The sequence below is a fragment of the Nostoc sp. genome (assembly GCF_036919595.1).
In the GTDB taxonomy this organism is placed as follows: domain Bacteria; phylum Cyanobacteriota; class Cyanobacteriia; order Cyanobacteriales; family Nostocaceae; genus Nostoc.
In genome coordinates this window covers 15,945-30,801 of the sequence record NZ_JBALCO010000170.1, presented here as the reverse complement: position 1 = coordinate 30,801, position 14,857 = coordinate 15,945, and the positions used below count along the sequence as shown (strand labels likewise).

Below are 14,857 nucleotides of genomic sequence, written 5' to 3'. Positions count from 1 at the left end.
AAAAGGTAGACAAAATTAAGCAATAAGTTAAAAAGTTAACTTTTTAACTATGATTTCTAACTTTTGAATCGCTGTTAACTGCTTACAGAACCCGATTAACTACTACGTAGAGTAGCCACTAACTGACGTGCAAATGCAGAAATTGCTTCATATTTATTACTGTGAAGTTGCATCATTTTACTGCGTGCAGTTTGTTCTGAGGGGTTATTAGCAACTGCTGCCAATTGTTCGTAACCTGGATAGTAACGGCAGAATGTATAAATACCGTTATCATCTAGCAGCCATTGGCTATAAACGCCTTCTTTACGGGGAAAAAAGCTTTCCGACGCATTACGAGAAATAATTTGGCGGGGATATTTTAAGATGTCTGCAAAACTATCCACTGCAACTGGCTGAATGCGTCCAATCAATCGTGTTGTCAGGTTTTGCAAAATTTTAGATGCAGCTTTAGATTTGGCAATAGTATCAGGATCTTGTCCTGATAAAATGACTCTAATACCGGCTTTAGCACCGTTAGCACAAATTCTGCCAACTAAGTCAGAAATTTGCTCAAATTCAAATAAAATTGGCGCTTCATCGATAAAGAATATGGAAGCTGGACTACTTAATGCGCGTCGTAGTGCTGCTGAATAGGCACTCAAGGATAGTACGGCTGCATCTTCACTATCTGATAGGTTTCTGAGAGCAAAAACTAAAAGTTGGGCATCGGTAGGAAAGCTAGATGGTGCAGAAATAGCTTGTCCCACGCGGCTAGAAAGCCAAAACCGCAAGCGCAGCTGAATTTGACTGAGGGCGTCTTCTACTCTGCCAGTTAAAGAACTTAGCTGCAAGTGTTCTGATGAACAGAAAAACAGAAAATCTTTTAAGGTAGGAGTTTTCAGCCAAGCCTGAGTGCCAAATCCCCCTGCCATCGCCTGTATATATCGCTCTTTTATGCCCTGATCAGCAAAGAAGGCTTCTAATGCTAAGTTGAGCAGCGATCGCACGGTTTGCGATAAAATTTGACTTTCAGTCGATGATCCTAAAACCATTGTCATTAAAGCTGATTCTAGGAAGGCGGTATAATCGTTAAAGCGATCGCGCTGTTGTTCTGGTTCTAGCGATCGTAAGTCTGGCTGTTCAAATAAGTTATTTGATTGTTTAGAGATATCAAAATAGGCTCCATTCTTCTCCATAAACTCTGTATAGTCAGTGAAAGTAGATGTACCATCAGGTTTAGGGAAATCTAACGCCACTACAGGAATGCCATGCGCCAAAGCCTGAGTTAAAATCCCTGATACCAACACCGATTTACCTGCACGAGTTGTGGCAAACAATGCTAAATTTTTGTGTTGATTAAACAAATCTAAATGTACGGGTGTTCCGCCTTCTTCAGCAATCAACTCAAAGCCTTGCCTATCACCTTTTTTAGTTAAAACTAAAGGCATTAATCCCGGAACTTCACTTGTTAAATATAGCTGGCGACGATTGAAGGGTGTTGCTAACAAACCCTCCCAAACTATCGGTAGAGTTTGCAGCCAAATTTTCCAGGCGTACTCAGTTTCCCTAATTACCCTTGCTGGACGTTGAAAACAGTTTTCAATATATCTTGTTGCCTCATCTAATTTCTCTACAGTTGGACGATGTACTAAAATAGCGATACTCGTATAAATCGGGACTGCACCTTCAAATAATTGTTCTTGTGCTGCTACCGATTTCTTCAACTTTAATTGAGCGTTGACATCAATAGTTTTACTTTTTTCTTGAGCCATGATTGTCGTCATGTTTGACTGTTTCAGCACTCGTTGCAAAGTAGTTTTCACCACTGCTGGATTTGCCGCTGTTAACTCACAAAAAATCTCTGTATCTACTACTCTTTCTCTGGCCAACAGTTCCCATAAATAGCGCAGTTGAGCAGACTTATTTGGCCAACCTCCGGGTTTTTCCAGAAATGACAGTGCGCCAATATAACGATTGTTAACATTAACCCAGCGGCGATCGGCACAAGGTACGCTAGACTCCATCAGCAAAGTTGTGCCGTGGATATTGTCTATAAGCAATTTAGTACTAGCTAAATCTGAATTAACTTGCTCATGCAGTCCTTGTTCATCTAAAGTCATCAACTGGGGAATCTCTATTGGCTGTGTATCATTAAACCTTTTCCATATCTCCTTCCAGAGTTCAACAGCTGTTAAAGGCTTGACATCCAATCCCATTTGGTTAGATAAAGTTTGTTCCCAGCGGAGAAAACCCTGTTTATAAGCATTTGTGATCAGTGTTTCAATACGTTGGTTTTCTACTTCTGAGAGATCCCCTTTGAATTTCAACCACCATGATTCAGCTTTGACTAAAAGTTTCTCTATCCAATCGTCTGCATGTTGCGAGTTAGATTCAATCGTGTAAGTGACGTAAATTCGCAAAAATTTCGGCTTCCGAACACCAGAACTAGTAAGTTCTTTGACTCTAGCTCTTTCCGCCATCAACAAATATTTGATATCTCGTGATGGCGCATTCCTAATTAATGTTGCTAATTCTTTTTGGCGCTCTTTATCGGAACTAAAAGATCCCAAATGCAGTGTCATTCTTTCACCGCTAGGGATATCTTTCAATCCTGCTTCAATGTTATTAAAAAGTGTGTCTATTTGTTCAGGTCTTAAAGTGGTATGAATTCCCTTACAGTCAAAACCAAAAACAAAGCAGAATCGATCTTTCTGAGTGCCTTTTGTCAAAAGGTAAGCGCCAATATCACGTCCATTCATTGCGACACGCAGCATTGTCGCCAAGTGTAAGGCATCTTCAAATGGTGTTAATCTACTTTCATTTCCGGCGACGCTGACGCTTTGTTTTCCGATTTTTTGCTTCATGGTTAACTTCCAGTAAGCTTTGATAACGTGCAAAGCCTCTTGTCCAAGCGGGAACACCAATAAATTTACTTAAAAAACTCCAACTCCTACCACCAGTTAATATCCACCAAGTTCCAATTCCCCAACCAGTCATTAGTATTGTCCACAACCATTTTTGAAACTCTTCTTGGAAAATCCCCCCCAAAATTCCATTGATAATAAAGTAGGAGGCTAAGGCAATTACCGTCCAAGGAAGAATTTGATCGGCAGGAATTGGCCCTAATGAAGGTTGACTTCCCAGAACCTGATTGACTGGACGAAATTCTTGTTCCCGCTCTTGAGACATTTGAAATATCTGAATTATTTACTGCCCTTGTGGGCCAATTACAAAGCGTGTGAGTACATCAGCAATGGTAACAGCAACAACGACTAATAGGGGAGTTCTGGCAATGCTTTGCCAATCTTCATCTTTACGTACTGCGTTAATTACACCAACCAGAGAAATTGCAATATAGAGTAAGTAAATCGCCCGCAACACATTAAATATCAAACTTATTGCTGTCTCACTACCACCACCATTTGTTGCTGCTCCACCTAAGTTTCTTTTGAAAAACTTTTCAGCTTCTCCAAAAAACTGTGCTTGTGCGGGGGCTGCAAACCAGTCTAACCAATACAAACTCAGAATGATTGCTGCTGCTAAAATTTGTAATAATATTAGCGATCGCCTTGGTAAATTCACCTGCTGCCCAATTTGCTGGGTAATGACTGCAATTAAACTACCAACTAGTAAACAAAAAAGCAGGATAGGACTTTTTAGGCTGATAACGCTTATAAATACAGCACAAGCAATCAAAAAAGGTATAGATTCAACCAGAATAATCAAGCTGGATTCCAGTCCCAGTCTTAACTTCTGAGATCCTTTGACAGCGCTACCAGTTAAAGCTTTGAAAAAGTTTCTCTTGTGAGAACTTTGTCTAGACATTTGCTAATTTTCCTATAATGTACTTGAGTGTTGGTTGTCTAAAATTTTACAATTATTTCTAATTTTACATGATTGAATACTCATTTTTCCTCAACTTATAAAGTTTAGCAAAGTTCTATACTATACATAAATTCGTATTAAGTTAAGTTAAGAAAGCATTAATATTTATTTAATTAAGTATGAAGGTACGAGCGTCACCTAGGGCTTGCCGCCAGGCATCGTTAATTCCCTGACAAATCTGACTTCATCGTTTAAACTCGTTATTACTTCACCAGAGTCACACAATAGCGATAGTTACAGCTTCTGTAGAAAAACATTTTATTCTCTCCAAGCAACCGCTTTGTAAAATATTATCCTCATAGGATGTACTATTAACCCAGGTTGCCAGTTATTGATTCAGGCAAGGAGATCATTTAATGAATAAAATTCCCTCCAGAGAAAAATTAGAAGGAATTTATGTTGAATTAAATTATTACCATCTATGCTATCACTGATGACCTCTTAAAGCTGATTGGGCATTATTAGACATTTCATATAATGTCTGGCAAATTACTTGTGATTCGTGCGTGACTTTTCAAGAGCAGCCCTTGCCTTAGTAGGAAAACTCGGTACCCCTACCAAGTGGGGATTAGAGGCAGGGAGCCTGTAGCTTTAGCTATAGGCGGGATGAGGTTCTCTTAATTAAGGGCAATTAAACGGAGATGATCTCAGAGAAATTATGTATAAATTATTATAACGGCACTGGTTACAGCAATTTTATTTCCATTTTAGGAAATTTAGTTTCTCCCACTGTCCATAATTACTTTCAGATAGCCACGCTTCCTAACTATCTGAAAATAATTAATCAACATTTTTCAAATCTACGTTTTACTATTTATTTTATACGCAGATTATCTTCAGGTTATGGTGTAAATTTAAATACAGTTCCCTTTCCAGAAGTGCCACCAGCAGAGGCAGTACCGTAATAATCAGTACCGACCGAAATTAGCGTGGACTCTGGCGTTGCCCCATTAGTGGCATTAAAACTAATCAACGGGGTGATAGTTGAAGTAGTTCCAACATTCAATCGATAGACAACTCCTTTGTTATTTGCCCCGCCAGTAGAAGCTGTGCCATAGAAAATACCACTGCTTGCTCCTGGTGTAAGCGCAGCCTTCGGGTTGGCCCCATTAGCGCCATTAAAACTGGCAACTAAAACGGGTGCACCGATAGGATTGGTGGCTGTTCCAATTGGAACTTTGAATATAGCACCTACATTGCTGGCTCCACCTAACCTAGTAGTGCCGTAGAGGAATCCGCTAGATACAGTTAATCCAGCCTCTGGACTTGCCCCATTAGCGCCAGTAAAGCTAGAAAAGCTGTACCTAGTAGCAATAGGATTAGCAGGAGTGTACTTGAATACAACTCCCTTATTACTTGCTCCACCTAAAGAGGCAGTGCCATAGTAGCTTCCATTGGTAGTCACCAGTTGCAATCTTGCTAATGGGGTTGCTCCATTAGTACCGGTGAAGCTGATTACAGTGGTGACTGGACTGCCACTCAGCGGAACATTAAATATAGTTCCTTTATTACTGGCCCCACCTGCCGAGGTTGTCCCCCACAAAACATTGCCAGTGCTATCCGCAATCAGTCGGCCTGCTGGGTTAGCTCCATTACTGATGCCAGTAAAATTCACAAGAGTTGTCAGACCTGTAAAAGCTGGTGATGCCAAGCTAAACAATGTACCGAGGTTACTTGCGCCACCTGTAAAGGTCGCCCCATATAAATTGCCATTGCTTGCCTGGAATAATCTAGCAATTGGATTAGTTCCTCTATTGGGTAGGGCTGTTCCCGTAAAGTTGATCAGTGTGGTCAGAGTACTGAAACCGGCACCACTCAACTTGAATGCACTTCCGTTGTTAGATGAGCCACCAGCAGAAGTGGTTCCATAAAGATTGAGATCCTTACCCTGAAATACACCAGCTCTTGGCGCAGATCCATTAGCACCGTTGAAATTTGCAACAGTAGTCAATGATGCAGCAACAGCTTGATGTAAAGGCAATACCAATGGAGAAGCCAAAACAGCTAGTGAAGTTAAAATTGATACCCTATTTTTGTTTTGACGTTGTTTGTACAGATTAGTGTTGTTCATTTAAAACCTAGAAAAAATTTGATGAGACTGGATACAGCGCTTAAGTCAATAACGTAAAATTGACCTCGTTGATGACTTCGTTTAGTAGCATAAATAACTTTTTTTTTTTTAGATGTCGTGAGCAACACAAAAAATGGGGAAAAACCCCAAATTTTGACAAAATAAAGCTTTTTTATTACTTTTGTGAGAGGATAATCTCAAATGCTTTTAAAACAATACTTTTACGAAAGATATTTAATGATTATTCCAATTTGTATAATAGCCAAGCGATCGCTTGGCTATTAAATTAACCCCTCGTCAAATTAAAGGTGTCTAAGACAGACATCCAACTCATCCAGCCCCAATACGCTTGGGTTGTAGCAATTCTGTATGAAGATGCGCTAAACCATATTTAAGTATAAGAAAGAAAAACGAACCGCAAAGGACGCAAAGAAAGAAAGAAGTTAAAAGGGTTTGGCGCAGCCTCACAAAAAAATGGTATTAAGCCCAAAATCTTTTGTAGAAACGTTCGTTGTCTTGCAACGTCTCTACATAGCTAAAATCAATACCAAAAATCCTTAACCCAAAAGTATTGCATCCAGCCCTGTTTACTGCTGAGACACAAAAGCATCTTATTTAACCACATCAAGAGCTTAAAAAGGAGTTTCTTGAACAAAATTTTTATCCACTTTCAAAGGGCTAATACTATGATTTACCCATTGACATAAAACACTAAATCTGAAATACAGGTTTCTGGTATGATAACTAGATTTTTCAGCTATTTTTTTGCAACGTCTAGGTTGGGCTACGCCTATGCAACTAATAAAAGGATGATTGATAAAATGCTAAAACAACGTATTTTTGTTAATACACGCGCTGATTAATTTATCAACTGCGTAAACTCTATTAAATACTTATTAATACCTCTAAAAAAAGCTTAATTAAGGAAAACCATATAAAAGAAGCGAAAATTTTATATTTTACTCTGGAGAGAATAAAAAATGTGACAAAAACCAATTTTAAAACACCTCTAAATTCCAGAAATATTATTTAAGTTTTTTAATCATTCCATAATTCAATCATTACTTTAACTTTACCTTGAGCTTATATTATTGATTTAGTTGGCAAATTTTAACAGCTATTAGCTACCTAAAAGATTTGTGAAATACTGACTTTCTTTACTTAGCACCTTAGCAGTAGCTTGTGTCAAACTGCTGGGCATGTGCATTTAAAGACAGTGATTTTCATAATCTTAGATAAAATTGCCATCCAAAATAAGTAAGTAGGTAGAATTAAACATGGCTTTTAAAAGGGAATAAGAGACTGAGAATAGGAATTGAGGTATGACTCATAGTACCTAATAACCACACTTCCTGATAAGAAAGCCCGTCAAGATTTATTTCTACAAACTTACTTATAACTGGAGAGTTTTTAAGTAGCAAAGAATAATGTGATAGGGTCAATTAGCAATAGCTAAGTGCCCTCTACATCTTTGAAAACTTTACCTTTAGTTTACTCACATTCTTCAGAGCTTTGTGAAAACTTTTGATTTACTGATAACCTTTATAATGCCAATATTTTGTCCTTATATCAAGGTTATTTATAATCACCAGTTTGACACTTGATTTTGATTTGATAAGGTGTTGAACCGGAAATTAATTTGAAGGAGCAAGACATGGCTTTTTATCTTAATCGTCCATTGACCTATTTGGCAAGTTCAATTTCTGTATTTGCCATAGCAACTGGTTTAGTAGTAGGTCAATCTGCTACTCAGATATCTCTAGCTCTGCCCTCTATAGGTAATGGTGCAGGTGCAAGTACTGTAAGTGCTTTATTTACAGCTCTAAAATCGCAGTTTGCATTCACATATACTGCAAATGGTAGTGGCGCAGGGTTAAAAGCTTTTTTCGCTCAAACCCCACCAGCTGGTACTCCTCGCCCACTCACTTTTGCAGATAGTGACGACCCCGTAGCAGGAACAGAAAAAGTTACTGGCGGTCGTGGTTACGTCCAAGTGCCTCTGGTAGGTGTCGGAATCACATTAGCTTTTAACACTAATGGTCTTACTGTACCACCAAGTGGACTTAAGCTTTCACGAGCTAGTTACTGTGGTATTTTGAACGGTAACATCAAAAATTGGAACGATAAGAGCATTAGTGCAGATAACGGTAGCCAAATAGCACTCAATGTACCCATCAAAGTTGTATATCGTGCTGACTCAAGTGGTAGCACTTTTATTTTAAGCAGTCATCTCAATACTGTATGTAAAACTCCAGGTGTTCCAGCAGCTGATGTATGGAATAGAGGAGTGGGTACAATTGTTAGTTGGCCAGGCGCTTTCATTGGTGCTACTGGTGGCGGAGGTTTAGCCACTACGATCACAAGTAATAAAGGTGCAATTGGTTATGTGGATAATGCTACCCGTTTAACTAAAAAGCTACCTGCTGCACTCTTACTTAACAAGGCAGGTAAGTATATTGCTGTCTCACCAGCTTCAATTACAGCGGCTATTAAAGATGGGACTGTTGTAACATACGGTACTAATAAGAAGCTGACTAGAATTGATAATTTGACCGATCCTAAGAGTGCAGGTGCTTATCCCATTTCCGGAGCAACTTATTTCTTGTATTACTCAGACTTAAACTTTAAAGGGTTCATTACAGCTGCAAAAGCTTTAGCTCCATCTCTCGGATATGGTTCTGTTCCTTAGGTTTATAAATTAACCTAGCAGACTATCAGAGAAAAGATGTTGACAAAAATATGAAAATTCTGCCTCAGGATTATATTTACAATCCTGAGGTTTTATTCATAGCGATTCTCGTTTGCATACAACACGCAGTAGGAGTGCAAGACGTTACGCCACTATGAAAGGACTGTATTTTACCCAATGATTTGCTAGGGTTTTCAACTCGTTGATTTGGATTTGATATGGTGTTTAACTGGAAATTAATTTGACACGAATTGTTTCTTCAGTTGGTAACTGTTTATCACAATAGCTAGACTTTTCAATTAATAGTTTCCTTACTTGACTTGCAGTTAAGCGTGTATACAATCTCTGGCTTTTAAAACTTGGTCAGTCTGACTATCTATAAACTGACGACCACAATGAACACATATGTGCCCACAGTTTACTCCCTTTTTTCCGTTCTTGGGAATATGAGTTGATGCACACTTTGGGCACTGCATAGCGATGTCTACGACGGGCTACACCTACGCTCTAATTCATACTTCAATTATGCAAGCGCACTATTTTGTTATTCTGTCAATGCGTAAGTCCTATATTAAGTGAAGGGCATTTATTTTCTCTGTAAAAAGAATAATAATTGCCATATAAATTACCTTTTAAACACCTCTAAATTACCAAAAAATATATATGTAAGTTTTTTAACTATTTTATAATCTAAGCTTAATCTTAACATTATAGGGTTGATTTCATTGGCAAAAATTAACTAGCTATTAACCATAGCAGTCCTAAAAGATTTGTGAAATTCTGACTTTCTTTACTTCGCACTTAGCGGTAGTTTGTGGCGAACTGCTGCATATATGCATTAAAGAAAGTAATTTTTAGAATTCCGATGAACTTGCCATACCAAATAATTAAGTAGGTGAAATTAAACATGGCTTTTGAAAAGGGAATGAGAGACTAAAAATGGTAATTTAGGCATGATTAATAGTACCTATTAACCATTTCCTTCTACTAAAGCCACTGAATGTTTATTTATACAAACTTACATTGAATGTAGAGTTTTTAACTAGCAAATAATTATATGAGAGGATAAATTAGGAATAGTTTAACACCCTCTATATTTTTAAAGCTTTGCTTTTAATTTGCTCTACATGATGAATAGTTTTGTGCAAACCTTTGTTTCATAAATAGCTTTTTTATGCAAGTTTACTGTGCTGATAAAAGGTTATTTATAATCGCTGGTTTGACACTTGATTTGGATTTGATATGGTGTAGAACCGGAAATTAATTTCAAGGAGCAAGACATGGCTTTTTATCGCGCTCGTCGATTGACCCAGTTTGCAAGTTCAATTTCTCTATTTGTCATTACAATTGGTTTAGTAGTAGGTCAATCTGCTACTCAGAAATCTTTAGCTCAGACCTCCACCACTCCTGCACCATCTGGAGTAACCTCCATAAATGGTGCAGGTGGAGGCAGTATAAATACTTTGTTAGTGGGTACAGGAACTACCTCTCCTTATGCCCCACAAGGCTCATGGTTTAACACTTACGGTGTTGGAAATCCTAAAACCCTCAATCCTCCAGGAGCAGTCAATCCGCTCGTAACATTCAGATATGCTTCGATTAATAGTAGTGTAGGGGTAACAGCTTTTTTCACTCAAACCCCACCACCACTAACAGCTACTAATACTGCTACCATCTTACGTCCAGTCTCTTTTGCAAATACTGATGACCCCATAACAGGAACAGAAAAACTTAGTGCCGGTCCCAATAGTGGTACCCCCATCCAAGTGCCTGTGATCACCTTCGGAATTGCGTTAGCTTACAACCCCACTGGTCTAAATGTACCAGCAGGTGGAATTAAACTTTCACGAGCTACTTACCTTGGTATTTTTAACGGCACCATCACAAATTGGAATGATGCCAAAATTAAAGCAGATAATGGCGGCGCAATAATTGCAGTAAATAAGCCCATCGTTGTAGTACGTCGTAGTGACAATAGTGGCAACACTTTTACTTTAAGCAGTCATCTCAAGGCGGCATTTGGTGCTACATGGAACAGAGGAGTTGGTCAGATAAGTATTGCTCAACCTGCTGGCGGTATACCCAATCCACTACCAGCCAATACAGTTGTTTGGCCAGCCAATTTCCAATTTGCCTCAGGAAGTAAAGGTGTAGCCACCAAGATCAAAACTACTGCTGGTGCAATTGGTTATGTGGATAATTCTACGCGGTTAGCTAATGGTCTGCAAGCTGCTGTCTTACAGAACAAGGCAGGTACTTACAACCCCATCTCACCAACTTCAATTGGAAATGCTTTTGTCGGTGCGACTGACCAAGATGCAAGTCCTCGGCGGATTAAACTCGTAGTTACTGATCCAACAGCTGCAAATGCTTATCCCATTGTTACCGCAACTTACATGCTATTTTATGACAAATACGCAGACGTTAAGGTAGCAAATGGGATTAAAGGATTCATCGGCTGGGCTTTAGGAACCACCGCCGCAGACAATATAGCTACAGCTCGTGGCTATGCTCCGCTTCCAGCTGCGATTAAAACTCTGTCTAAAGGCGTTGTCAATACTTACGTTAATGATGCCTTGAATCCATAATTGCGTGAATACCGTTTTTGGTTTTAACCGCCCTTGCCTCTTTTAGATTTATAAATATCTTAGACAGGATATGAAGATGATGCCCCAGGATTATATTTACAATCCTGGGGATTTATTTAGGCGATTATTTATGTCAATAACTCGTAAAGATGCTCTTAATTTTTAGAAAATATAAGGCAATAAATCGGGAAAAATAAATATCAGAGAGTTTGTCATTGCGATCGCTCTTAAAGGATGTTTTAAAAGTATCGTTATTAACATCAAAACCCTCGAAACCTAACCCACCTAACCGTTAGGGAATAGCATCTTTGGCTTTGAGGATTTAGCAAGTGCTGGTGACAAAAATTTTAACGATAGATATTATTGTACGAGCTAATTTGAGTGCTGTCTAGTAATTTTAGGAGTTTATAACCACGAAAAAAGGTGAACAAAATAGTCTTGGGATAACCGAATGGATGAATCTCCCGACTGGCGTGGGCTTGTACTCTTTTGGAGAACCCGCATGGTAATCTGGGGTTGGGCACTGACTACAATCTAAAAATAAGGATTTGAGCAAACCGGAAACAGTGCCTAGTTTAGTTTATGAGATGAGGCGAGTATAGTAAGTATTTATTTTGAATTAATGTAAACTTAATAACATATGAAGTTAGTCTATAGATGTATTTAGTTATTTAAAAGTCGGAATTGAATACAACCTTACTATTGTTAGTGGCCTGATATGTATGGGTCAAAGTAATTGAAAAAAGTTCAACCATCAACTATGTTATAATGTTATAATTAGATAGTTTAGAAATATTTTAGGTCATGTAACTGACTGTAGTAGACGCCTCTTCAAATCTAAATCTCTACACCCTTAGATTGTGGAGGTGTTTTATGTCAGTTGATATTGGCAATCTATCCTTTAGAGACAAGAGTGTTCAGCATTGCAAAAATTAAAATTTTTAGTTAGCCAAACTGTATTGGAATACCTTGTGTAAAACTGGTATATCTCACTTTCCAAAAATGTGCTAAGAAGAACGGACAAGTTTAATGTGTCACAAGCCCAAATAATATACGGTTAGTACTTCAACTTATGGCAACAGATATAATTACCCGTCCTGAATCCCTGACAGAAGATTGTTTCTTTACTTATGCCCTTGGCACTGATTTACACGATGCTAATTCGACAGCCCAATATTTACGCAGAATCAGGAAAGAAGATAAACCGTACATTGACATAGCTGTTTCTCCCAGACCTGGCTATCGGTTTGAGGTTTGCCTTATCCCTGTTGAAGGGTTCGCTAAAGAAACAATATTGACAAAAGATGGGTTCGCCAAAGCTTTAGCGATTATTTGTGCTGTATCTAGCAAAGCTAGCAAGCGATTCCCCTCAGGAAATGGACAAGAGATTGTCCGGTGTCAATTTAGCAACTTAGCTGATGCAGTCGCTGTCGCGAACAGATTGTCTGCATTACCCTCTAATATGTATGAAACTCTCGCCAAGCTGCCAAATGCCTTGTGATATCGCGTCCACTTAAATATTTATTATTTAGGACTGACACAAAGACATTTTAATGGTAAGTAACTAGACGGACTAGAGATAAAAAACTCAATAATTCATATTTCATCTATTTATAAAAGTCTTGTATAACAAGCCTTTTAACCTTAATGTACAATTTTCCTGCTTTTGTACAGTCACCCATAATTCAAAGTGAGTTTTTTTTATGCCTATAAGTCCTTTGCGTGAAGAACCTCGTAACCAACGAGCGCCTGTAATTCGTACAAGTAATGAGTTTATTCTCTTGGAATGGCTAAAGTCAACTGGTCGTCTAATCGAGCGTGAACATCAAGAATCTGAGTATCTAAATGAAGTAGAAGAGATTTCAGAAATGATCGACCTTGACGATATCCCTTACGATCATGACGATGATGATGCTGATATGGATATTGAAGCCTAGCCCTGGCGAATGAAATTCGTAGCTATACAAACGAGAGCTACACCGACCTGAGCTAATGGAAAATTAAGAGTTTGAAACCCGCGCAGGCGGGTTTTGACTATGTACATGTGGTTAGAAATCGCCGATTTCAGGTTAAGTTAACTACTTGAGTAATAGATAAAATAATTGTCCATTGCTAACTGTAACACCAGCGCGATCGCCTGCTAATTTCCCAGTACCTAAAAAATAATCTACCCTACCTGCGCCTTTAATTGCACCTCCGGTATCTTGGTCAAGAACATACCGACTAACGATGCGCTCCTCCATTTTTCCAGTAAGATTAACAAAGGGAATAGAAGTGTGAATCAACGCTAAAGCACCAGGAGGCATGAGTGATTTATCTGTAGCGATAGAACGCTCTGCTGTTAGTGGGACGTTGATAGAACCTTGGGCTGGCTCACCGTGGTTTTCTTGAAAAAAAACAAAACTGCGATCGCGCGGAATATAAATATTTAATTCTTGGGGATGCTTTTGGAAATAATTGAGAATAATTGGCATAGTTATACCTTCTAGGGGTAATTTGCCATCATTCATTAATTCTCGCCCAATGCTTTTGTAGTTATAAGCAATATGACCAGCATAGCCGATTGTTGTTTGACTCCCATCAGGAAGCTGAAGTCTTGCTGAACCTTCAATTTGAGCTAGATATGGTTCGAGGCGATCGCGAAACCAAAATAACTCTAATCCTCGCAATTTCCCTTTTGCGCCTTGTAAACCATCTACTCCTTCTAACTCCAGGCGTGTAGGATGAGGCTTAGACCAGGAGTTTAAATCAGGAGGTAATCGATAAACAGGATAACGATATTCTGCTGTAGGGACGCGACTGGCTGCGTAAAGCGGTTCATAATAGGCGGTAAACAAAATGGAACCTTTATTGTCTTTACCAACTGACTGGTAAAGAACAAATTCCCGCTCAATGGCTTGATGTAATTCGGTTGCAGAATTAGTTTTTAATAGGAGTTCGCGGAATCTTTCCAAGCTTTTGAACACGCGAACGCGTTTAATTTCAGCCACTTTATAGTTTTGATAAGCAGCCACCGCATTAGCTGTTTGCAGATATTGGAGACTGCGAGCGATCGCACTTACCAGCGCCTTTTTGTCTGGTATTTCTCCATATAGAACTTCATCTAAACAAGAGGTATCACCCTGACAACAAGTAACTGGTAATCTCTGGATTAATACTGTTTTTTGCTTTTGTGTAAATACATTTTGATTTTCAGCAGTCAAGGAAACTGGTATATCCCACTTTTTCACACGACATTCTAGCGGACTGAGTTCTCGATGCGCCAAAGATTGCATCCGCACCAGCAAAATCGACAAAACCACAGGTAAGCTGATACAGATAACTTTGTTGAACTTTCTTAACCTAGTAAGTGTATTTTTCATCAAAATTAAAAATTTTTGCCTTCCCATACTCCACCAAATTGTGGTTTATGTCATTAGTGTTGATGGGTTGTGAAAGTTCGCACTCAAGCGATTTATCACTCATTACGAACCTCTGAAAATTAATCACACAGACTACTAGTACAGCGGGTGCGTAAATCCAGTTACCATCTCAATTAATTAGACTTAACTAGAGGAAAAATCCTTGTTAAAGGTAGGTAAACTATTGCCACAGTCTACTAGGTAAACGGCAATAAAGCAAAACATAATCAAATATTATTTATTG

Annotated in this window: 9 protein-coding genes and 2 pseudogenes; 4 read left to right on the top strand and 7 right to left on the bottom strand. The window is 38.6% G+C overall.

The features are described 5' to 3' along the window. Positions 1-95: 95 nt before the first annotated feature. The 4 genes from V7K21_RS26285 to V7K21_RS26270 form a co-directional block, all read right to left on the bottom strand. Positions 96-2,843, bottom strand: a complete 2,748-nt coding sequence (locus V7K21_RS26285) for a hypothetical protein (RefSeq protein ID WP_335178426.1) — start codon at positions 2,841-2,843, stop codon at positions 96-98. Then, a complete protein-coding gene (locus V7K21_RS26280; protein ID WP_335178424.1) occupies positions 2,797-3,168 on the bottom strand; it encodes a hypothetical protein in 372 nt (123 codons plus the stop codon). The genes V7K21_RS26285 and V7K21_RS26280 overlap by 47 nt, the downstream gene beginning before the upstream one ends. A gap of 18 nt (positions 3,169-3,186) precedes the next feature. Further along, a complete protein-coding gene (locus tag V7K21_RS26275; RefSeq protein ID WP_334725221.1) occupies positions 3,187-3,804 on the bottom strand; it encodes a hypothetical protein in 618 nt (205 codons plus the stop codon). A 901-nt stretch (positions 3,805-4,705) separates the two neighbouring features. Next, positions 4,706-5,935 carry a choice-of-anchor tandem repeat GloVer-containing protein gene (locus V7K21_RS26270; RefSeq protein WP_335178422.1) on the bottom strand — a complete coding sequence of 410 codons (1,230 nt, stop codon included), beginning with the start codon at positions 5,933-5,935 and terminating at the stop codon, positions 4,706-4,708. Positions 5,936-7,589: 1,654 nt separating this feature from the next. Here V7K21_RS26270 and V7K21_RS26265 point away from each other — a divergent pair. Beyond that, positions 7,590-8,624 carry a PstS family phosphate ABC transporter substrate-binding protein gene (locus tag V7K21_RS26265; protein ID WP_335178420.1) on the top strand — a complete coding sequence of 345 codons (1,035 nt, stop codon included), beginning with the start codon at positions 7,590-7,592 and terminating at the stop codon, positions 8,622-8,624. 237 nt (positions 8,625-8,861) lie between these two features. On the opposite strand, the pseudogene V7K21_RS26260 reads toward V7K21_RS26265, so the two are convergent. Together V7K21_RS26260 and V7K21_RS26255 are read right to left on the bottom strand one after the other, a co-directional pair. Further along, positions 8,862-8,987: pseudogene (locus V7K21_RS26260) on the bottom strand (ISAzo13 family transposase); the annotation flags it as partial. Positions 8,988-8,998: 11 nt separating this feature from the next. Further along, positions 8,999-9,100, bottom strand: a pseudogene (locus V7K21_RS26255) (IS1/IS1595 family N-terminal zinc-binding domain-containing protein); the annotation flags it as partial. An 804-nt stretch (positions 9,101-9,904) separates the two neighbouring features. Between V7K21_RS26255 and V7K21_RS26250 the strand changes: the two are divergent. The 3 genes from V7K21_RS26250 (at position 9,905) to V7K21_RS26240 (ending at position 13,149) form a co-directional block, all read left to right on the top strand. Then, entirely contained in the window at positions 9,905-11,212 is a 1,308-nt protein-coding gene (locus V7K21_RS26250; protein WP_335178418.1) for a substrate-binding domain-containing protein, read from the top strand. A 1,072-nt stretch (positions 11,213-12,284) separates the two neighbouring features. Beyond that, on the top strand, positions 12,285-12,713 hold the full coding sequence (locus V7K21_RS26245) for a hypothetical protein (RefSeq protein WP_335178416.1): 429 nt from the start codon (positions 12,285-12,287) through the stop codon (positions 12,711-12,713). Positions 12,714-12,915: 202 nt separating this feature from the next. Continuing rightward, positions 12,916-13,149: a DUF3134 domain-containing protein gene (locus V7K21_RS26240; RefSeq protein ID WP_179074150.1), complete on the top strand. Its 234-nt coding sequence runs from the start codon at positions 12,916-12,918 to the stop codon at positions 13,147-13,149. A 141-nt stretch (positions 13,150-13,290) separates the two neighbouring features. Here V7K21_RS26240 and mltA read toward each other — a convergent pair whose 3' ends face one another. Further along, positions 13,291-14,574: a murein transglycosylase A gene (mltA, locus tag V7K21_RS26235; protein WP_335178414.1), complete on the bottom strand. Its 1,284-nt coding sequence runs from the start codon at positions 14,572-14,574 to the stop codon at positions 13,291-13,293. Between the last annotated feature and the right edge of the window lie 283 nt (positions 14,575-14,857).